Origin of the sequence: Streptomyces sp. NPDC006314, assembly GCF_040613075.1 — a bacterium.
Taxonomy (GTDB): domain Bacteria; phylum Actinomycetota; class Actinomycetes; order Streptomycetales; family Streptomycetaceae; genus Streptomyces.
The window spans coordinates 14,948-37,016 of record NZ_JBEXRL010000034.1; the positions used below are offsets into that span (position 1 = coordinate 14,948).

Here is a 22,069-nt window from a genome sequence, read left to right on the forward strand (position 1 = left end):
TGAATCCAGTCAATACCGGGGCCGGTCGATGACGAAAAACCATCCCCCGGAATTCGGCTTTCCAGCGCCGCGCCGGCCGGCCATGGCCCGCCCGATGGGTGACTCAGCGTGATCGGCGCGGAGCACGGCCACCCCCCGTCCCGTGGAAGGAGTTCAGCGTGGTCACCGGAGCGATCGACCTCCTCACGCGCTTCGTGCGGGGAGCCGCCCGGCACCCCGAGCGGGCCGCCGTCGTGACGCCGTCGGAGTCGGTGACGTACGGCGAACTGCACACCCGGGTGGAGCGGACGGCCCGGGCACTGAATGCCGCGGGGGCACGGCCCGGTTCGGCCGTCGCGTTGTGCCTCCCCCGCGGAGCCGACCTGGTCGTGGCCATGCTCGCCGTGTGGCGGACCGGCTCGGCATACGTGCCGCTCGACCCGGCCCACCCGGCACGCCGGCTGCGGCTTCTGGCCGAGGAGTCCGGGGCGTGCATGGTGCTCACCGCGGGCCGGGCCGGCGTCGACTGGCCCGCAGGCATGCTCCGCCTCGACCTCACCTGCGACCTCGACCGGTACGCCGGGACCACCACGTCCGACCCGCAGCCCGAGGTGCCGGACGGGGCGCCCGCGTACATCGTCCACACCTCGGGCAGCACCGGCCGCCCCAAGGGAGTGACGGTCACCCGGCGCAACGCCGCCCACCTGGTCCACGCCCTGGAACGCAGCGGCGTCTATCCACCGGCGCCCGCTCGCGTGGTGTGGAACGCGGGGCTCGGCTTCGACGCGTCCCTCCAGCAGTGGGCCCGGATCTGCCGCGGTGACACCCTGCTGCTGCCCACCGACGAACTGCGCGCGGATCCACGGTTGCTCGCCGGTTTCCTCAGGGAACAGAACGCCACCGACCTCGACGCCACCCCGTCCCACTGGGAGGTCCTGCGCCCGTACGTGGTGCGGGAGGACCGGGACGCCGCTCCGCTACGGCTATTCCTCGGCGGGGAAGCGGTGTCCCGGGCCATCTGGGCGGACCTGACGGAGCTCGCCGAGCAGGGCCGGGTCACCACGGTCAACCTGTACGGGCCGGCGGAGTGCACGGTCGACTCCACCGCCGCGCCCGTCATCGGCCCCGTCCCCCACATCGGCTCACCCCTGCCCGGCGTGCGCGCCCACGTCCTGGATGACGCGCTGCGGCCGGTGGCCGACGGCGAGCCAGGGGAGCTGTATCTCGCGGGCAACGGCGTCGCCCTGGGGTACACGGGCCGCCCCGGCCGGACCGCCGAGCGGTTCGTCGCCGACCCTTCAGGCCCCGCCGGCAGCCGGATGTACCGCACCGGTGACCGGGTCCGCCGGCTTCCCGACGGGCACCTCGCCTACCTGGGCCGGGCGGACGACCAGATCAAACTGCGTGGCCATCGGATCGAGCCAGGCGAGATCGAGCGGGTCCTGAGCCGGCACCCGGCCGTCCGCCGGGCCGTGGTCACCGCCCGCGAGGACCGGTCCGGGGAGCGGCGGCTCGTCGCCCATGTCACGACCGTCGCTCCGGCCCCCCGCGCGCTGGAGTTGGTGCGGCACTGTGCCGGCTGGCTGCCCGCCGCCCTGGTCCCCTCGGCGGTCGTCCTGCTCGACGCCTTTCCCCTCACCCACAGTGGAAAGATCGACCGGGCCGCCCTTCCGGCCCCCGACGGCCCCGACGCCCTGGAGCGGCCCGCCCCGCAGGGGCCGCGGCCGGCGGCCGAGCGACTGCTGTGCGGGCTGTTCGCCGAGCTGCTCGGCCGCGACCGCGTCGACGCCGGCGAGAACTTCTTCGATGCCGGCGGGCACTCGCTGCTCGCCATGCGGCTGGTCGGCCGGGTCCGGGCCGCGACAGGCGCCGAGCTGATGGTCCGTGACGTGTTCGACGCGCCGACCCCCGCGCTGCTGGCCGGCCGCCTCCGTCCGGGCACCCGTTCCCGGACGGAACGGATCGCCGTGCGACCGCTGCCCCGGCCGGAACGACCGCCGCTGTCCGGGGCCCAGCGCCGGCTGTGGTTCCTGGACCGGTTGGAGGGCCCGAACCCGACCTACAACGAACAGGTCGCGTTCCGGCTCACCGGCCCGGTGGACACCACGGCGCTGCGGGCCGCGCTGCGGGACGTCGTGGCCCGGCACGAGCCCCTGCGCACGCTCTTCCCCGACGACGGCGGGGAGCCGTACCAGAAGATCCTCGGTCCCGATGCGGTCCGACTCGAACTGCCCGTGCACCGGACGACCGAGGCGGAGTTGCCCGGTGCCCTGCACGACGCCGTCGCCGCACCGTTCGGTCTCGCCACCGAACCGCCATTCCGGGCCGTGCTGTTCGCACTCGCCCCGGACACCCACGTGCTGCTCCTTGTCATGCATCACATCGCCAGCGACGGCTGGTCCCTGCGCCCGCTCGCCGCCGACCTGGCGACGGCCTACCGCGCCCGTCTCGCGGGCTCCGGTCCCGATTGGCCGGCGCTGCCCGTGCAGTACGCGGACCACGCCCTCTGGCAGCGCAGGCTGCTCGGCCGACCCGACGATCCGGACAGTCTCGGCGCTCGGCAGCTGGCGTACTGGACCCACACCCTCAAGGGGCTCCCGGAAGCCCTGCCGCTGCCCACCGACCGGCCTCGCCCCGCCAAGGCGACCCACCGCAGCGGGTCCGTGACCCTCGACTGGGACGCGGAGCTGCACCGCGCGCTCGTGACACTGGCGCGGGAACACGACTGCACCCTCTTCATGGTCGTCCAGGCCGGGCTCGCGGCTGTGCTGACCCGACTGGGCGCCGGGGAGGACATCCCCATCGGCACGGTGGTGGCGGGCCGGGACGACCCCGCGCTGGACGACCTCGTCGGCTTCTTCGTCAACACGCTGGTGCTGCGGACCGACACGTCCGGCGACCCGTCCTTCCGCGATCTGCTGGCCCGGGTGTATGCCACCGACCTGGCCGCCTTCGACCACCAGGACCTCCCGTTCGACCACGTCGTGGAGGCACTCAACCCGGTGCGGGTGACCGGCCGTCAGCCCCTCTTCCAGGTGCTGCTGGCGTTCCAGAACAACGCTGACGCCCACTGGGAGTTCGGGCCCACCGTCATGCGCACCGAGGACGTCGCACCGGCCGCCGCCAAGTTCGATCTCGCCCTGTCCGTCGGCGAGCGGCACGACGACGGCGCCCCCGCGGGTCTGCAAGGCAGGCTCGAGTACTCAGCCGACCTCTTCGACGCCGGTACGGCCGAGACCCTCCTGGCACGGCTGCTCCATGTGCTGCGCAGCGCGGTCGCCGATCCGGACCTGCCCATCGGACGGCACGACCTGGCCGTCAGCGAGGAGCGGGGCAGTGTGCTCGTCGCGGCGGAGGCCCCGGGCGCCCCGGCGCGGCCGCTGCTGGAGCTCTTCGAGGAGCGCGCCGAGACCGCTCCGGACGCCACGGCCGTGGTGTTCGGAGCGGAGCGGGTCTCGTACGCGGAGCTCAATGCCCGTGCGAACCGGCTGGCCCATGTGCTGGCCGACCGGGGCGCCGGACCGGAGGCAGTGGTCGCCTCGGCGCTGGACAGGTCGGTGGAGCTGATCGTCGCGGTCCTGGCGGTGCTGAAGACCGGGGCCGCCCATCTGCCGGTGGACCCGGGTTACCCGGCACAGCGCATCGCCCACATCTTGGACGACGCGGTCCCGGCGCTGCTGCTCTCAAGAGGTGGAACGGCCCTCCCCGCAGGGACCACCGTGCCCCGGATCGACATGGACGCGCCGGAGACCCTCGCCGCGCTGCGGCTCGCCCCGGCGGCGAATCCGACGGCCGGTACATGGCGGGCGTGCGGGGCCCTCCCCGCGTATGTGATCCATACCTCCGGATCCACCGGCCGGCCCAAGGGGGTCGTCGTCACCCGCTCCGGTCTCGCCAACCTCACCGCCCATCAGCGCGGCACCCTCGCGGTGGACGCCGACAGCAGGGTCCTGCAGTTCGCCTCCCCCAGCTTCGACGCCTTCTTCTGGGAACTGGCCATGGCGCTGTCCGCGGGGGCCGCGCTCGTCCTGGCACCCGCCCGCAGGCTGCTGCCCGGCCCGGACCTGCAACGCCTCGTCGGCGAACAGCACGTCACTCATCTCACCCTGCCCCCGTCGGTGCTGCGCGCCCTGCCTCCGGACGCTCTCCCGGGCGTCCGCGTCCTGGTCGCCGCGGGCGAGGCCCTCGACGCGGAACAACGACGGCGCTGGTCTCCCGGCCGGACCCTGATCAACGCGTACGGACCGACGGAGACCACCGTCTGCGCCACCATGAGCCGGCCGCTGGCACAGGGAACCGGCACGCCGCCGATCGGCGGACCGATCCGGGGGACGCGGCTGTACGTCCTCGACGCCGGTCTGCGTCCGGTTCCGGCCGGCGTGGTGGGCGAGCTGTACGTCGCCGGGACGGGGCTGGCCCGCGGCTACCTCGGCCGGCCCGGCCTGACGGCACAGCGCTTCGTCGCGGACCCGTTCGGCCCGGCCGGGGCGCGGATGTACGGCACCGGCGACCTGGTCCGCCGGAACGACCGCGACGAACTGGAGTTCGTCGGGCGCGCGGACCACCAGGTCAAGGTGCGTGGTCACCGGATCGAACCGGGCGAGATCGAGGAACTGCTCGCCGGACACCCCGAGATCTCCGGTGCCGCGGTGACCGTGTACGAGGACGGGGACGGCGACCGGAGGCTGGTCGCCTACGTCCGCCGGGAGCCGTCCGCCCTGTCCGCTGCCGCCCGCGCGAGCGACGCGGACCGCGTGGCCGACTGGCAGCGCGTTCATGACGCGGTGCCCGCCGGCGGCGCGCCGGTCCCCTTCGGTGAGGACTTCACCGGCTGGCGCAGCGGATACGACGGCGGTGCGCTGCCGCTGGAGCATCTGCGGGAGTGGCGTGACGAGACCGTGCGCAGCATCCGCGCCCTGCGGCCCCGGCGCGTGCTCGAACTGGGTGTGGGCAGCGGCCTGCTGCTCGCCCGGCTGGCGCCCGAGACCGACGCCTACTGGGGGCTCGACCTCTCCCCCCGGGTGATCGAGCGGCTGCGACGGCATGTGGACGAGCAGCCGGAACTCGCCGGCCGGGTCGTCCTGCGCAGTCAGCCGGCCGACGACGACGAGGGCCTTCCAAAGGGCTACTTCGACCTGGTCGTCCTCAACTCCGTCGCCCAGTACTTCCCCAGCGGCCGCTATCTCGCTCGGGTGCTGCGGCAGGCGGCCGGCGCGCTGGCGCCCGGTGGCTCGGTGTTCGTCGGCGACGTACGGCACCTGGGGCTGATGGAGTGCTTCCACTCGGCGGTCACGGCCCGTGGGGCGGGAGTTGTACCGGGTGGCGCGGAGCACCGCCGGGCCGTGGCGCACAGCATGTCCAGGGAGCCGGAGCTGCTGGTGGATCCGGAGTTCTTCCGGTCGCTGACGATGGCGGGCAAGGGCTCCCAACCGCCTTTCGCGACGTGTGACGTGCGGGTGAAGCGGGGAACCCACCACAACGAGCTGACCCGCTACCGCTACGACGTCGTCCTGCGGACCGGCCCTGCGCGGCCCCGCACCGGTGCCGGGGTGGACGTGGTGGAAGTGACGTGGGGAAAGGACGTCCGGACCCTCGACGCCGTGGCCGACTTCGTCCGAAATGGTGTGGGGCACGGCACACCGCTCCGGATCAGCGGTGTGCCCAATGCGCGGCTGGCCGTGGATCTGCGGCTCTCGGGCAGGTCACTGGGCTGCGGTCCGGATCCGGAGGAGCTGGCCCGGCTCGGCGAGCACCTGGGGTACCGAGTGGTGCTGCGCTGGTCCGCGAAGGCCGGGCCGGAACACCTCGACGCCGAGTTCCTCCCCGGGGAGCAGGACGGTCCGCCGGAGGCGGGGGCCGAGCCGCCGACGGATTCCGAGCGCCATGTCAACGTCCCCTTCGCAGCCTCCGACGACGCCGAGCTCATCGCGTCGGTCACCCGGCGGGCGACCGCGCACCTTCCGGCGTACATGGTGCCGTCGGCGATCGTCGTCCTCGACGAGTTCCCGCTGACTCCCCACGGCAAGCTCGACCGCGCCGCGCTGCCCGCCCCCGGAGGCGGCGTCCGGACCGGTGCCGGCCGTCGGCCGCGCACCCCGCAGGAGACGGCGCTGTGCCGGATGTACGCGGACGTTCTCGGGCTCGGCACGGCAGGACCGGCGGCCCACGTGGTGGGCATCGACGACAGCTTCTTCGAGCTCGGCGGCCATTCGCTGCTCGTGACCCGGCTGGTGAGCCGCATCCGCGCCGAACTGGGGGTCGAGATCCAGGTCGGCACGGTCTTCGACGCGCCCACGGTGGCCGGCCTCGCGTCCAGGCTCGCGGAGGCCGGCAAGGCGAGACCGCCCCTGCGCCGGATGCGCCGCCGCGGCTGACGGAACCGGCCCACCGCACCGACAGATCACGACCGACAAGGGTTCTCGATGGACTTCAGCCTCTTCTACTTCGCCGACGACAGCACACGGGACCGGGACGCCGGACGGTACGAGCTGCTGCTGGAGGGCGCCCGCTTCGCGGACCGGCACGGCTTTCGCGCGGTGTGGACACCCGAACGCCACTTCCACTCCTTCGGCGGGCTCTACCCGAACCCGGCGGTGGTGGGAGCGGCACTGGCCATGGTCACGAGCACCATCGCCATCCGGGCCGGCAGCGTCGTCTCCCCCCTGCACCATCCGGTGCGGATCGCCGAGGAATGGTCGGTCGTGGACAACCTCTCGGGCGGCCGGGCCGGGGTGTCCCTCGCCTCCGGCTGGCATCCGGTGGACTTCGCGCTGAGCCGGGTGCCGTACGACGACCGCAAGCGCGCGATGCTCAAGAGCATCGAGCAGATCCGCGGCCTGTGGCGAGGTGACGCCCACGCGGTGGTGGACGGCAACGGCGCCCCGGCCACCGTGCGGATCTTCCCGCCGCCGGTGCAACGGGACCTGCCGCTGTGGGTGACCAGCGCAGGCGAGGTGGACACCTTCCGTACGGCGGCTGCCGCGCGGGCCGGAGTCCTCACTCATCTCTTGCACCAGGACATCGGCGAACTCGCCGCCAAGATCACCGAGTACCGGCGGACGGCGCGCGAGAGACACGACGGCTGGGAGGGGCATGTCGTGCTGATGCTGCACACCTTCCTCGGGCCCGGCCGGGACGAGGTGCGCGGAATCGTCGAAGGACCACTGCGCGACTACCTCAGAAGCTCGGTCGGTCTCATCGCCCGGTCGGTCGGCGCCCTCGACCCGGAGTTCGACATCGACGTACTGGACGACGAGGACATCGACTTCCTCGTCTCCCAGTCGTTCGACACCTACTTCGACGAGCGAGGACTCTTCGGGACGGTGGAGGAGGCGGCGGGCACGGTCGAGCGGCTGCGCGGCATCGGCGTGGACGAGATCGCCTGCCTGGTCGATTTCGGCATCGACACCGAGACCGTTCTGGGCGGGCTGCGGTATCTGAACGCGCTCCGCGAAGCATCCGTAGAGAACTGAGAGGCGGAGCACCGTGATTCCTCTGTCATTTTCGCAGCTGCGGTTCTGGTTCCAGGGAGAGATGGACCGCGGAGGTGCATCACCCAACACGTCGATAACGCTCCGGCTCGCGGGCCGGCTGGACGTGATGGCGCTGCGGGAGGCGCTGCGGGACGTGGTCATGCGGCACGAGAGTCTGCGCACCGTGTTCCCGGTCACCGACGAGGTGCCTCGGCAGATGATCCTGGACACGGTGACGGTCGAGCTGCCTGTGGTCCAGGTCGCGGAAGAGGATGTCGAGGCAGCGGTGGTCTCCGCGTCCGAGTCCGTCTTCGACCTGGAGCGCCACATACCCCTGCGGGCCGTGCTGCTCGCCGTCGGACCCCGCCACCACGTACTGGCGATCACCGTGCACCACATCGCCTTCGACGGCTGGTCCGCCGCCCCGTTCCTCCGTGACCTCTCCGACGCTTACACCGCGCGACTCGACGGAAACCCTCCGGCATGGGACGAACTCCCGTTCCAGTACGCCGACTTCACACTCTGGCAGCGTGAGGAACTCGGCGCGCCGGACGATTCCGGCAGCCTCTTCACCCACCAGCTGGCCTACTGGACCCGGGCCCTGGCCGACGCCCCCGCCGAACTCCCCCTCCCCACGGACCGCCCACGCCCCACCACCGCCACCCACCGCGCCGGCACCGTCCCCTTCCGCCTGCCGGCCGAGGAGTACCGGGCACTCGCACAACTTTCCCGCCGGCACGGCGCCAGCACCTTCATGGTCCTGCACGCCGCGCTCGCGGGGCTCCTTCAGCGACTCGGCGCCGGCACCGACATCGTCGTCGGCAGCCCCGTCGCCGGCCGCACCGACAGCGGCCTCGAAGACCTCGTCGGCTGCTTCGTCAACACCGTGGTCGTCCGCACCGACACCTCCGGTGACCCCGACTTCCACGAGTTGCTCAAGCGCGTCCGCACCGGCGTACTGACCGCACTCGACAACCAGGAGGTCCCCTTCGAACAGGTCGTGGAAGCCGTCAACCCGGTCCGGTCGGCCGCGCGGCATCCCCTCTTCCACGTCATGCTCAGCCTGCAGAACAACGCCACCGCCGCCGCGCACCTCCCGCACCTCGAAACCCGCCTGCCGGACTACGGCACACACCGCACCATCGACTTCGACCTCCTCCTCGACGTCACCGAAACCGACGGGGCGCTCGAAGGCACCCTCGTCTACGCCCGTGACCTCTTCGACCACAGCACCGCCGAGCGCCTGGCCCACTACTTCACCGCCTTCCTGAGCCAGGCAGTCGGCGCGCCCGCGCGGCGTATCGGCCGGCTCGACCTTCTCGCCCCCTCCGAGAGACACACGACGCTGGAGACGTGGAACGGCCGGGACGCGGCGCTCCCCGCGGAGTCCGTACCGGAGCTCTTCCGGCGACGCGTGACCGCCGCGCCCGGCGACACCGCAGTGATCTGCGGGGAGTCCCGGCTCACCTACGGGGAGCTGGCCTCACGGGCCGACCGCCTGGCCCGTCACCTGCACAAGCACGGTGCGGACCCGGAACAGCTGGTCGCCGTGGCCATGGACCGCTCCGCCGACCTCGTCGTCGCCCTGCTGGCCGTGTTGCGGACCGGCGCCGCCTACCTTCCCCTGGACCCGCGGAATCCGGACGAACGTCTGCGCACGATCCTGGAGGAGGCACGCCCCTGCCTCGTCCTGGCGGACAACTCCACGAGGGAGCGGGCCGCGGCGCTCGCGGCCGTGCCGCTCGGCCTGCCCGTGGTTTCGGCCGAGGACGCCGATCCACTCGCCTCGGATGCGGACGAATGGCCGGACCTCACAGGTGACCGGGCCGCGTACGTGATGTACACATCCGGCTCCACGGGGCGTCCCAAGGGCGTGGTGGTGACCCACCGCGGCATCGTCGGGCTCGCCGCCGATTCCTGCTGGGCGGCGGACGGCGGCCACGCGCGGGTGCTGGCCCACGCGCCGCACTCCTTCGACGCCTCGACGTACGAACTGTGGGTGCCGCTGCTCAACGGCGGAACGGTCGTGATGGTGCCGCCCGGAGACTCCTCGGCACAGGCACTGGAACGGACCGTGACGGAGGGGGGAGCGACCAGCGCGTTCCTCACCGCCTCGCTCTTCGACCTGCTCGTCGCGGAGCGCAGTTCCGCACTCGCTCGGCTGGGGCACGTCTGGGTGGGCGGCGAGCCGCCGTCGGCCAAAGCCGTGCGGCAGATGCTGACGGACTTCCCGGACACCGCGCTGACCAACGCCTACGGGCCGACCGAGAACACCACGTTCACCACCTACAGACGTCTGGACCCGGCCCAGGACGCCGACGGCAGGCCGCCGATCGGCCGGCCCATGGCCAATACGCGGGTGTACGTGCTGGACGAGCGGCTCCAGCCGGTGCCCGCGGGGGTGGCCGGAGAACTGCACATCGGGGGCACCGGACTGGCCCGCGGCTACCTCAACCGCCCGGAACTCACCGCCGAGCGCTTCGTCGCCGACCCCTACGGCCCGCCCGGCACCCGCATGTACCGCACCGGCGACCTCGTCCGATGGACCGCCGACGGAGAACTCGACTTCCTCACCCGCACCGACGACCAGGTCAAGATACGCGGGTTCCGCATCGAACCCCGCGAGATCGAGGCCACCCTGGAACACCACCACAGCGTCGGCCGCGCAGCCGTCCTGGTACGCGAGGACCAGCCGGGTGAACGCACCCTCATCGCCTATGTCGTACCCACCGCCACCGCGGCCGGAGATCCCACGCCGGATCTCACCGAGCACGCCGGGCGGACGTTGCCCGACTACATGATCCCCACCATCGTGGTGCTCCCCGACGGGCTTCCCCTCACCCCCAACGGAAAGCTCGACCGAGCCGCCCTGCCCGCCCCCCGGGCCGGCACCACCTCCCGTCCGCCGAGCACTCCCACCGAACGGCTCCTGTGCGAACTGTTCGCCGACGTCCTGGGACTGCCCGCCGTAGGCACCGACGACGACTTCTTCCGTCTCGGCGGACACTCACTGCTGGCCATTCGGCTGGTGAACCGGCTGCGCTCGGTGCTGGACACGGAGATCGGGATGCGTACGCTCTTCGAGACGCCGACGCCCGCCGGGCTCGCCGAGAGGTTCGGCACAGCGAGTACCGGCCGCGCCCTGCTGCGGCCCCGGCCGCGGGGGGAGGTACTGCCCCCGTCCTTCTCCCAGCTGCGGTTCTGGTTGCAGGGCGAGCTGACGGAAGACGCCGAGTCGCACACGATCACGACCGCCCTGCGGCTGTCGGGGCCCCTGGACGTCACGGCGTTGTCGGCGGCGCTGCGGGACGTGGTGCTGCGGCACGAGAGCCTGCGCACGGTGTTCCCGGTGACGGACGGGACGCCGCGGCAGCGGGTTCTGGACGCGGTGACCCTCGACCTGCCGGTGCGGGAGGTGTCACCGGAGGACGTCGAGGCGGCGGTGGCCGCGGCGTCGGAGTACGTCTTCGACCTGGCCCACGAGATACCGGTGCGGACCGAGCTGTTCGCCAGTGCTCCCCAGGAGCACGTGCTCGCCGTGACGTTCCACCACATCGCCTTCGACGGCTGGTCCGCGGCCCCCTTCCTGCGTGACCTCTCCCACGCCTATGCCGCCCGACTGCGGGGAGGCGCCCCCGAGTGGCCCGGACTGCCCGTGCAGTACGCGGATTTCACCCTGTGGCAGCGCGAGCAACTGGGTGCCCCCGACGACCCCGACAGCCTGCTCAGCCGGCAAATCGCCCACTGGACCGGCACACTCGCCGGTGCTCCCGCCGAAACATCCCTGCCCGTCGACCGGCCGCGCCCGGCCACCGCCACCCGTCGGGCCGGCACGGTGCCCTTCCGGCTCGCCCCGGAGGACCACGAGCGGCTGACCGCACTCGCACGCGAGCACGGCTCGAGTGTGTTCATGGTGCTGCACGCCGCGCTGGCGGGCCTGCTGCGACGACTCGGCGCCGGTACGGACATCCTGGTCGGAAGCCCGGTCGCCGGACGCACCGACAGCGGTCTCGACGACCTGGTCGGGTGTTTCGTGAACACCGTGGTCCTGCGGACCGACGTCTCCGGTGATCCGGACTTCGGTGCGTTGCTCGACCGGGTCCGTGCCGGTGTACTCGCCGCGCTTGACCACCAGGACGTGCCCTTCGAGCAGGTCGTGGAAGCCGTCAACCCGGTCCGGTCGGCGGCCCGGCATCCCCTCTTCCAGGTCATGCTGAGCCTGCAGAACAACGAGACCGGCTCAGCGGAGCTGCCCGGCCTCCACATCGACGTGCCGGACTACGGCAGGCACCGGACGGTCAGCTTCGACCTGCTCTTCGACGTCACCGAGTCCGACGGCGGGCTGGACGGCAGGCTCGTGTACGCCCGCGACCTCTTCGACCATGCCACCGCGGAACGGCTCGCCGGGTCTTTCACCCGCCTGCTGGCCGACGCGGTGGCCCATCCCGCCCGGCCGGTGCGGTGTCTGGACATCCTCTCCCCCGCCGAGCGTCATGCCGTCCTCACGGCTGGGAGCGGACCGGCCGACGCGGCTGCACCGAAGGGCCCGGTGTCCCAGTGGTTCCGGGAGCAGGCCGCCAGGACGCCCGACGCGGCGGCGGTGCTGCACGCAGGCGGCCGGGTCACCTACGGGGAGCTGAACACACGGGTGGCCCGGCTGGCCCGCCGCCTGCGGAAGCTCGGGGCCGGGTCGGAGCAGCTGATCGCCGTGGCCATGAACCGCTCTCCCGATCTGCTGGTCGCCCTCCTGGCCGTGCACCGGACCGGCGCCGCATACCTCCCGGTCGATCCGCACCACCCCCGGGAGCGCGTGGCCATGGTGCTGTCCGAAGCGGCGACACTCCTGGTGCTGTCCGACCGCGCCACCCGCGACGCGATCGGCACCGACGACTGGCTCACCCTGGACGACCCCCGGCTCGCCGACGGCGCCACCGCCGCCGAGGACCTCGACCTGGACGAGCCGGCACTGCCTGACAGCACGGCCTACGTCCTCTACACCTCGGGTTCGACGGGCAGACCGAAGGGAGTCACCGTCACCCACCGCAACCTCGCCCATCTGCTGGCCGCCATGCGGGGCCGGTTGCCGCTGGGCCCCGCGGACCGGCTGCTCGCCGTGACGACCGTCGGCTTCGACATCGCCCATCTCGAGCTCCTCCTGCCGCTGCTCGACGGCGCCGCGGTCGTCCTCGCCTCCCCGGACGAGGTGCGCGATCCGCACTCCCTCGGCCGGCTGATCCGGCAGCAGGCGGTCACCGCCGTACAGGCGACACCCTCGCTGTGGTCCGGTCTCGTGGACGAAGTCCCCGACGCGGTCCGGGGGCTACGGGTGCTCGTGGGCGGCGAGGCGCTGCCTCCCGCCCTCGCCGACGGGCTGACCGCCCTCGCCCGGACCGTCACCAACATGTACGGCCCCACCGAGACGACCATCTGGTCACTGGCGGCCTCCATCGGCCCACGCAACAAGCGGCGTCCGCCCATCGGTTCCCCGCTGGGCGACACCCGGGTGTGCGTACTGGACGAGGGACTCCAGCCGGTACCCGTGGGAGTGCCGGGTGAGCTGTACATCGGAGGTACCGGAGTGGCCCGGGGCTATCTGAACCGCCCGGGGCTGACCGCCGAACGGTTCATCGCCGACCCCTACGGTCCGCCCGGCACCCGCCTCTACCGCACCGGCGACCTGGTCCGGTGGACCGCCGAAGGAGAGCTCGACTTCCTCGGACGTACCGACGACCAGGTGAAGGTACGCGGCTTCCGGATCGAGCCCCGGGAGATCGAAGCGGTCCTGGACCGCCACCATCGTGTCACCCGCACCGCGGTCGTCGTGCGCGAGGACGAGCCCGGCGAACGCCGTCTCGTCGCCTACGTCGTAGCGGGGCAAGCGACCGGCACCGGCACCGGCACCGGCACCGGCACCGAGGAACTCGTTTCCGACCTCACCCACTGGGCGCGGCAGACGCTGCCCCCGTACATGGTTCCCACCATCGTCACGCTTGCCGGCGGGCTGCCGCTCACGCCCAACGGGAAGCTCGACCGGTCCGCCCTGCCCTCACCCCACCGTTCGCCCACCATCACCCGCGAACCGAGCACACCCACCGAGAAGCTCCTGTGCGACCTGTTCGCCGACATCCTCGGACGGGCCGACGTCGGCGTCGACGACAACTTCTTCGATCTCGGCGGCGACAGCATCGTGTCGATCCGGCTGGTGTCCAGGGCCCGCTCGCGGGGCCTGGTCATCTCGACGCGGGACGTCTTCCGGTACAGGACCGTCGCCGAACTCGCACGGCACGCGCGTGTACGGACGGCGAAGGCACCTGCGGGGCCGGCCACAGCACCGGCCGGCGAGGTCCCGCTGACCCCGATCGTCCACTGGCAGCGCGAACGGGGCGGCCCCGTCGACGGCTTTCACCAGTCCGTGCTGGTACGGACCCCGGCTGACCTGGACCTGCCACGGTTGCGGACGCTGCTCCAGTCCATGCTCGACCGGCACGACGCGCTGCGGATGCGGTTGACGCGCACTCCCGCTTGGCGACTGGAGGTGCTGCCGCGCGGTTCGGTCGACGCGGCCGGGCGCATCGTGCGGATCGATGTGGCCGGCCGGGGCCCCGGGGAACTGGCCGCCCTGGTCCGTGACGAGACGGACGCGGCTCGACGGCGGCTGGCTCCGGGCGACGGGAACATGCTCCAGGCGGTGTGGTTCGACGCGGGTCCCGGCCGGCCCGGCCGGCTGCTGCTGATGATCAACCACCTCGCGGTGGACGGCGTTTCGTGGCGCATCCTGCTGGAGGACCTGAGCACCGGTGCCGACGACCGGGCGCCGGAGCCGGACTTCGCTCCCGTGTCCTTCGCCGAGTGGGGACGGCGTCTGCACCGCGAGGCACGCGAGCGGGTGTCCGAACTCCCCTTCTGGAGCAACCTGGTCGAGGGAGCGGACGACCTCGTCACCGGCGCGGCTCTCCTTCCCACCCGTGATGTCGAGGGCTCGAAGCGCACCGTCACCCGAGTCCTTCCCACCGACCGGACGATGCCGCTCATCACGCGCGTACCCGCCCGGCTCGGCGTCGGAGTGAACGCGGTGCTGCTCGGCGCGCTGAGCCTGGCCGCAGGACACTGGCGTACGGCGCTCGGCCCCGGCACGGCCACCGATGCGCCGTTCCTGGTGGACGTGGAGGGACACGGCCGGGAGGAGATCGCCGACGGTCTCGATCTGTCCGCGACCGTGGGCTGGTTCACCAGCATGTTCCCGGTCCGGCTCGCGGGGCGGACGGACGATCCGGTCGACGTCGTACGAGCCGTGGACCATCAGCTCGGGAGCATGCCGGACAAGGGGATCGGCTTCGGCCTGCTGCGTCATCTGCATCCGGAGGCCGCGCCCGCGCTCCGCGCACAGCCCCGGGCGCAGATCCTCTTCAACTACCTGGGCCGGTTCGACCGACCGGACGAGGCCGACTGGGGCCTGGCGCCGGAGGCGGGAGCGATCGCCGGCGGCGGCGATCCCGGGATGCCCCTGACACATCTGCTGGAGGTCTCCGCGATCGTCCTCGACCGCGGAGACGAGCCGGAACTGCGTGTCACCTGGGCCTATCCGACCGCCCTCCTGGACCGGCCACAGGTGGAGGCCCTGGCCGACGCCTGGTTCGAGGCCCTGGACACCCTCATCGCACGCACCCGCGACCTGGGAGAGACGGCGTGACCGCACCACTTCGAGAGCACGAGCAGATGTCGAGGCCGGCTCCGCTCCAGCAAGGGCTCTTCTTCCACACGGCGTTCGACGCGGACGGCCAGGACATCTACACCACCCAGCTGGCACTGGACTTCGAGGGGCCCCTGGATCCCATCTCCCTGCGGGAGACCTGTCAGCTGCTGCTGGATCGGCACGACAGCCTGCGCGCCGGGTTCCGTACGGACGCGTCGGGCGCTCCCGTCCGGTTCGTGGTGCCCAGCGCACCGCTGGACTGGCGGGCGGCCGACCTCACCGCAACGGCTCCCGAGGACCGGGAGGACGAAGCCGCGCGGCTGGTGGAGGAAGAGCGGCGGCGGCGCTTCGACACCGCCCGGCCCCCGCTGATCCGCTTTCTGCTGATCCGTATGACCGACGAGCGGTGGCGCCTGGCGCTGACGAACCATCACATCATCCTGGACGGCTGGTCCACCTCGGTCCTCCTGGACGAGCTGTTCCAGTTGTACGGCGCCGGGGCCGAGAGGGCGCACCGGCTGCCCGCCGCCCCCTCGTACACCTCGTACCTGGACTGGCTCGCCGACTGCGACCCGGCCGTGTCACGAGCCGCCTGGGCCGAGGCGCTGTCCGGGATCGACGGGCCCACTCTGGTGGCACCGCAGGCGCCGGGTGCGGGCACGGTGGTGCCGGAACGGGTGGTGCGGAAGCTGTCCGCACCGTGCACCGCCGCGCTGGTGGACCGGGCGCGGAAGGCGGAGGTCACCCTCAGTACCGTGGTGCAGGTGGCCTGGGGTCTGCTGTTGCGGCAGCTGACCGGGCAGAGCGACGTACTGTTCGGGATGACGGTGTCCGGGCGGACCGCCGACGTAGAGGGCATCGAGACGATGGTCGGGCTGCTCATCAACACCCTTCCGGCACGGGTGCGGATCGATCCCCGGGACACGCTGCTGGATCTCCTGGAGCGGGTCCGGGACGAGCAGCTCGATCTGTTCGAGCACCACCACGTCGGGCTGCCGGAGATCCAGCAGCAGGCCGGGTTCGGCGCCCTGTTCGACACCACGACCGTCTTCGACAACTATCCGATGAGCACGGGCGAGCGGCGCCTCGGCGCGGCACGTCTCACTGATGTCACGGGGTTCGACGCCACGCACTACCCGCTCTCGCTTATCTGCACGCCGGCCGAGGAGCTGGGGATCCGGCTGGACTTCCGGCCCGGCCTGTTCGCACGCGAGACGGTGGAGCGGATCGGTGAACGGCTCGTACGGATCCTGGAGACGATCGCCGACGATCCGCACCGCACGGCCGGCACCCTGTCCGTGCTGTCGGCCGACGAGCGCCACCAGCTGATCGAGGAGTGGAACGCCACCGCCCGCGCGGTGGCCCCCGCCACGTTGCCCGCGCTGATCGAGGCGCAGGCCGCACGGACCCCGCGGGCCTGCGCCCTCTCCCACCGGGGGCAGTCCCTCACCTACGACGAGCTCAACCGCCGGGCCAACCGACTGGCGCGTGTGCTGCTGGCCGCGGGAGCGGGGCCGGAGACCCGGGTGGCGCTGGCGGTGCCCAGGACCGCGGACATGGTCGTCGCCCTCCTGGCCATCCTCAAGGCCGGAGCCGCCTATGTGCCGGTCGACGTGCGCTATCCGGCCGACCGGATCGCGCAGATGCTCGGTCACTCACGGCCCCGGCTCTCGGTCGTCACCGAGGCGACCAGGGGCGTGCTGCCGGACGGGACGACCGCGCTCGTCCTCGACGACGCGGGCGTGGCGCGGCACATCGCGGCGCAGGAGGACGGAGACGTCGTGGACGCGGAGCGCCCCGGACCGCTCCTCCCCCGGCATCCGGCCTATGTGATCTACACCTCGGGCACCACCGGCGCCCCCAAGGGCGTGGTCGTCGAACACGCGAACGCCGTCAACTTCGTGGCGACCGTCGAGGACCACTTCGGCCCCGACGGCATGGCCCGGGTCCTGGCGTCCACCTCGCTCAGCTTCGACGTCTCGGTCTTCGAGATCCTCACGACCCTGGCGCTCGGCGGACGGCTGGAACTGGTCGACGACCTGTTCGGACTGCTGGAGCGGGAGGGCTGGTCGGGCAGCCTGGTCAGCGGCGTCCCGTCGGCGATGGCGAGCATGCTGGCGGATGGCGCGTTCGAGGTGTCGGCACGGCATGTGGTGCTCGGTGGGGAAGCGGTTACGGGGGCCCTGCTGCGCGACCTGCGGCAGCGCGTGCCCGGCTGCGCCGTCACCAACATCTACGGTCCCACCGAGGCGACCACTTACTCGACCTGGTGGCGCAGCGGCCACGGGCCCGCCGACGGCGATCCGCCGATCGGACGGCCCGTGCCCAACGCCCAGGTCTTCGTACTGGATCCTTGGCTCCAGCCGGTTCCCGTGGGGCAGCCGGGTGAGCTGTACATCGCGGGCGCGGGCGTCACCCGCGGGTACCTGGACCGGCCGGCGCTGACCTCGGAGCGGTTCGTGGCCTGCCCGTTCGGTGCGCCCAGCGGCCGGATGTACCGCACCGGCGACCAGGTACGGCAGGCGGCCGACGGGCAGCTGGAGTATCTCGGCCGTCTCGACGGCCAGGTCAAGGTCCGTGGCTTCCGGATCGAGCTCGGCGAGGTGGAGGCCGCCCTGCTGCGGCACGACAGCGTGGCACGGGCTGTGGCGGTCGTACGGGAGGACCGGGCGGGCGACCGCAGGCTGGTCGCCTACGCCGTGGCGGCCGGGCCCGGTACGGTGCTCGACGGGTCGGAGCTGCGGCGCTTCCTCCGTGGTGTCCTGCCCGACCACATGGTGCCCTCGGCGGTGGTGCAGTTGGAGCGGTTCCCGCTCATGCCGAACGGCAAACTGGACCGCTCGGCGCTGCCGGCCCCCCTGTACGGCAGCACCGTCGGCGGGGCGGTGGCCCATGCGCACGAGGAGCCGCTGTGCGCGCTGTTCGCCGAGGTCCTGGGTGTGGACCGGGTCGGCCCCGACGACGGGTTCTTCGATCTGGGCGGACACTCCCTGCTGGCGACCCGCCTGGTGAGCCGGGTGCGTACGGTGCTGGGTGTCGAGCTGTCCGTCCGCGCCCTGTTCGAGGCGCCGACGCCGGGGGCACTGGCGCGCCGGATCGACGGCGAGGGTGCGGGTTCCGGGCTGGACGTGTTGCTGCCGCTCCGGCCGAGCGGGCGCCGGCGACCGCTGTTCTGTGTGCACGCGGCGAGCGGGCTGGCCTGGCCGTACGCCCGGTTGCTGCCGTACCTGGATCCGGACGTGCCGCTGTACGGTCTGCAGGCGCGCAGCCTCGTCGATCCTGACGGAGGGGCACGCACACCCGATGAGCTGGTGCGGGACTACGCCCGGCGGATCCGGCAGGTGCAGCCGGAAGGGCCGTACCGGCTGCTCGGCTGGTCGGTCGGCGGCAGCATCGCCTTCGGGGTGGCCGCGGAGCTGGCCGAGACGGGCCACGCCGTGGAGTTCGTGGCCCTGCTGGACTCGTACCCGCCACCGGAGGAGGCCCTGTTGCCCGGGTGGGAGGAGACGCACCGGCATGTGTCCGCTTCGGCGGGGTTCGCCCCGGACGGGACGCCACCGGGGCAGATCGCGCTGCTCGGCGAGCGGGCGGTGGAGGGCGCGCGGCTGGCGGTGCGGTCGGCGGTGGACGTACTGCGGACCACGCCCGTACGGACGCGTGGTGTCGACATCCTCCACTTCCGGGCCGTGGGGGACGGCTCGGGCAGCGACCCGGGCGCGTGGCAGACGTTCGGCGGTGGGCGGCTCTCGTCCTTCGACATCGCGTGCGGCCACTACGAGATGCTGGATCCCGCTCCGCTCACCGCGATCGGCAAGGTGCTGTCGGACCGGGCCACAGGAGGCCGTACGGCCGGAGAGACGGCCCTGCGATGAGAAGTGTGACGGAGCTGGACCTCGCCGATCCGGTGCTGCACGCGGAGAACGACCTGTCCGAGGTGTGGCGGTGGCTGCGGACGCAGGAGCCCCTCCACTGGCAGCCGGAGCGCGGCTCCCGGCCCGGGTTCTGGGTCCTGACCCGGCACGCGGATGTCGCGGCCGCGTACCGGGACACGGAGCGGTTCCGCTCAGACGGAGGCAATGTTCTCGACACCCTGCTGGGCGGCGGCGACAACGCGGCCGGGCGGATGCTGCCGGTGATGGACGGGTCCCGGCACGCGCAGCTGCGCCATGCGCTGATGAAGGCGTTCTCGCCGCGGGCCCTGGCGTCGGTGGTCGACAGCATCGCGCGCGCCTCCCGGGAACTGGTCACGGAAGCCATGGAGCGAGGTCGGTGCGACTTCGCCCGCACCGTCGCCGGGCAGCTCCCGCTCCGGGCGATCTGCGACCTGCTGGAGGTGCCGCGTGCGGACCGGCAGCAGTTGCTGGCCATGACCTCGTCGGCACTCGGGGCGGAGAGCGCGGAAGGGCTGGCGGCGGACTCCTGGGTGTCCCGGGGTGAGATCCTCTTCTACTTCGCCGAGCTGGCAGCACGGCGACGGCGCGAGCCGGGGGACGACGTCGTCAGTCTCCTCACCCGGTGCCGGGTCGACGGTAGGGAGCTCACGGACGAGGAGGTGGTCCTCAACTGCTACAGCCTGATACTGGGCGGTGACGAGACCACACGACTGGCGCTGGCCGGGGCGGTCGCGGCGCTGCTGGAGCACCCGGATCAGTGGCGGGCCTACCAGGCGGGCGGCATCGCCACGGAGACGGCGGTCGAGGAGGTCCTGCGCTGGACGACGCCGACGCTGCACGCGGGACGGACGGCCGCCGTCGACATCGCCCTGCAGGGCCGTACCATCCGGGCGGGTGACGTCGTCACGCTCTGGAACACAGCGGCCAACCGGGACGAGTCGGCCTTCGACGAACCGGATCGCTTCCTGCTGTCCCGGACCCCGAACCCGCATCTGACGTTCGCGTTCGGCCCGCACTTCTGCCTGGGAGCGTTCCTTGCGCGGGCGGAGATCGGTGCGGTCCTGCGTGACCTGCGTGACCTGGTGGCCGAGATGCGCCTCACCGCCCCGGCGCGGCGCGTCTACTCCAACTTCCTGTCCGGGATCGACTCCCTCCCGGTCGCCCTCACACCGGTCTGATCGCCAGGGCCGATGACGTGACGAGGCGGGCAACGGCGCGGCGACCGCCCTGCTGGTGAACCGGGCGGGACACCGGGTGGTGATCTCGGTGCGCCGCCCAGCAGGACGGGCTTCGAGTTCCGGTGGGCGGGCGCCTCATCTCCTACGGGACGGAAGCCCGGCGACTCCTGACGCTCGGCTTCGTCCTCGTCCAGAACTCGACCAGCCGTGCACTGCACCAGGGAGGAGCCCCTTGCTGAGCCACACGGCCCGAACACCTCTCCCACTCGGCTCCCCGACACCAGCGCCCGCCCCAGCCCTGATCCGGTACCCTGTGGATCGAGCGTCCTGGCGGGCGCTGTGGCGTGCGTCGTAGGCTCAGCCTGCCTCCTCACCCCAGCGACCTGCCCCAGGTCGCTCAGGGCTTGACCAAGAGACCTGGCCGCGGCTCGTCCATCGAGTCCGTGCAAGGTTTCGCACAAGCCCCGCCTTCGTAGCTCAGGGGATAGAGCACCGCTCTCCTAAAGCGGGTGTCGCAGGTTCGAATCCTGCCGGGGGCACAAGGGCAAAGGCCCCGGACCGATCTTGGTCCGGGGCCTTTGACATCTACTTCTGACATCAACGGGTGCGGTCACCCGCGATCAGGGCGCCTCTTCCGCAGCAGCCGGTCCATGTGACTCATGGCCTCGCGCTGCGTGTCCTGCACGACGTGGGTGTACACGTCCATGGTATGCCTGCCGCATCCGATGCCAGCGCAGCGGGGCAATGCAGAGGGCGGGCAGCGGGACGGCTCGACGGCGACGGCTCTTGGGGGCGTCGTCGTACAGCACGCCACGGCGGCGCTGCGTCTGCTGGCGGACGTAGAGGACGCGGTTGTCGAGGTCGACGTCCGACCAGCGAAGCCCGACAATCTCTCCCCGGGCGGAGGCCCATGGCGATGGCGAGCACGAAGGCCGCATAGAGCGGGTCCTTGCGCGAAGCCGCCAGGAAGTCGAGCGTCTCGTCCAGAGTCCAGGGCTTCAACTCGCGGTTGTCGGTGCGAGGAGGCTCGACGAGCTTGGTGACGTTGCGCGTGATCAGTTCCTCACGGCAGGCGGACGACAGCGCCGAACGCAGCACGCGATGTGCCTCCTTGGCCGTCGCCGCGGTGGTCTCCATCTCCAGGCGCACGAGGAACCGGCGCACATCAGCGACCCCTAGCGATTCGAGCCGTTTGGCGCCGAGAAGCGGCACCAAGTAGAGCCGGACGTGCGTCTCGTACTTGTCGTACGTGCTGAGCTTCCGCCGGGGCTTGATGACGTTGTCCAGCCAGTACGGCAGCCACTCGGAGAGCTTGGCCGAACGGGTCGGCACGGGGACGCCCTGGTCGACCTTGTCGAGCGGTTCCCGGCGCTTGGCGTCGCACTCGGCCCAGGTCTTGCCGTAGGCGAACTTACGGGCACGGGTGCCGTCCGGCTGGAGCACGTAGACCGCGCACTGGAAGCGGCCGTCCTTGCGCTTGGTGATGGTGCCGGCGCCGTTCGGGTTGCGCTTGCGCTGCTGGACCATCAGGCGGCTGCCTCCAGTTCGTTGGTGATGTACTCGCGGACGGCCCGCGCCGGGATGCGACGGCACCGGCCGATGGTGATCGAGGGCAGGCGGCGGGAGCGGATGAGGTCGTAGACCGTGGACCGACCGACCTTCAGCCGCTCCATCACGTCCGGCACCGTTACTGAGGTTGTTGCCGTGATGTCGTCAAAGTGAGTCCGGTTTCGGTGAGACATCCGTTGATGAGGTTGCTGCGGTACTGGATCTGGCGGAGACCGTCTCGGAGGGTGCTGATGAGGTGGTCGGGGTCGGTGAAGTCGGTGTTGGCCTGGCTGCTGCGCCGCAGCA

6 protein-coding genes, 1 tRNA gene and 2 pseudogenes are annotated in these 22,069 nt (G+C 72.0%); 6 read left to right on the forward strand and 3 right to left on the reverse strand.

All coding sequences use genetic code 11. The features are described 5' to 3' along the window. The first annotated feature begins 158 nt into the window (after positions 1–158). The 6 genes from ABZ079_RS35255 to ABZ079_RS35280 all read left to right on the forward strand — a co-directional run bounded on the left by ABZ079_RS35255 (position 159) and on the right by ABZ079_RS35280 (position 20,754). Positions 159–6,353, forward strand: coding sequence for an amino acid adenylation domain-containing protein (locus ABZ079_RS35255; protein WP_356943533.1), 6,195 nt, complete (start codon positions 159–161; stop codon positions 6,351–6,353). A 48-nt stretch (positions 6,354–6,401) separates the two neighbouring features. Further along, positions 6,402–7,451, forward strand: coding sequence for a MupA/Atu3671 family FMN-dependent luciferase-like monooxygenase (locus ABZ079_RS35260; protein ID WP_356943534.1), 1,050 nt, complete (start codon positions 6,402–6,404; stop codon positions 7,449–7,451). Between the two features lie 13 nt (positions 7,452–7,464). Next, positions 7,465–15,141 carry an amino acid adenylation domain-containing protein gene (locus tag ABZ079_RS35265; protein WP_356943535.1) on the forward strand — a complete coding sequence of 2,559 codons (7,677 nt, stop codon included), beginning with the start codon at positions 7,465–7,467 and terminating at the stop codon, positions 15,139–15,141. Next, positions 15,138–19,016 carry an amino acid adenylation domain-containing protein gene (locus ABZ079_RS35270; protein WP_356943536.1) on the forward strand — a complete coding sequence of 1,293 codons (3,879 nt, stop codon included), beginning with the start codon at positions 15,138–15,140 and terminating at the stop codon, positions 19,014–19,016. The genes ABZ079_RS35265 and ABZ079_RS35270 overlap by 4 nt, the downstream gene beginning before the upstream one ends. Further along, on the forward strand, positions 19,013–20,215 hold the full coding sequence (locus ABZ079_RS35275) for a cytochrome P450 (RefSeq protein ID WP_356943537.1): 1,203 nt from the start codon (positions 19,013–19,015) through the stop codon (positions 20,213–20,215). Before ABZ079_RS35270 ends, ABZ079_RS35275 begins: the two co-directional genes overlap by 4 nt. 466 nt (positions 20,216–20,681) lie before the next feature. Then, positions 20,682–20,754, forward strand: a tRNA-Arg gene (locus ABZ079_RS35280). A 71-nt stretch (positions 20,755–20,825) separates the two neighbouring features. On the opposite strand, the pseudogene ABZ079_RS35285 reads toward ABZ079_RS35280, so the two are convergent. The 3 genes and pseudogenes from ABZ079_RS35285 to ABZ079_RS35295 all read right to left on the reverse strand — a co-directional run. Beyond that, a pseudogene (locus ABZ079_RS35285) lies at positions 20,826–21,742 on the reverse strand (tyrosine-type recombinase/integrase). Further along, on the reverse strand, positions 21,742–21,900 hold the full coding sequence (locus ABZ079_RS35290; protein WP_356943538.1) for a helix-turn-helix domain-containing protein: 159 nt from the start codon (positions 21,898–21,900) through the stop codon (positions 21,742–21,744). Before ABZ079_RS35290 ends, ABZ079_RS35285 begins: the two are co-directional and overlap by 1 nt. 2 nt (positions 21,901–21,902) lie before the next feature. Continuing rightward, positions 21,903–22,069 (reverse strand): annotated as a pseudogene (locus ABZ079_RS35295) (IS630 family transposase); the annotation flags it as partial.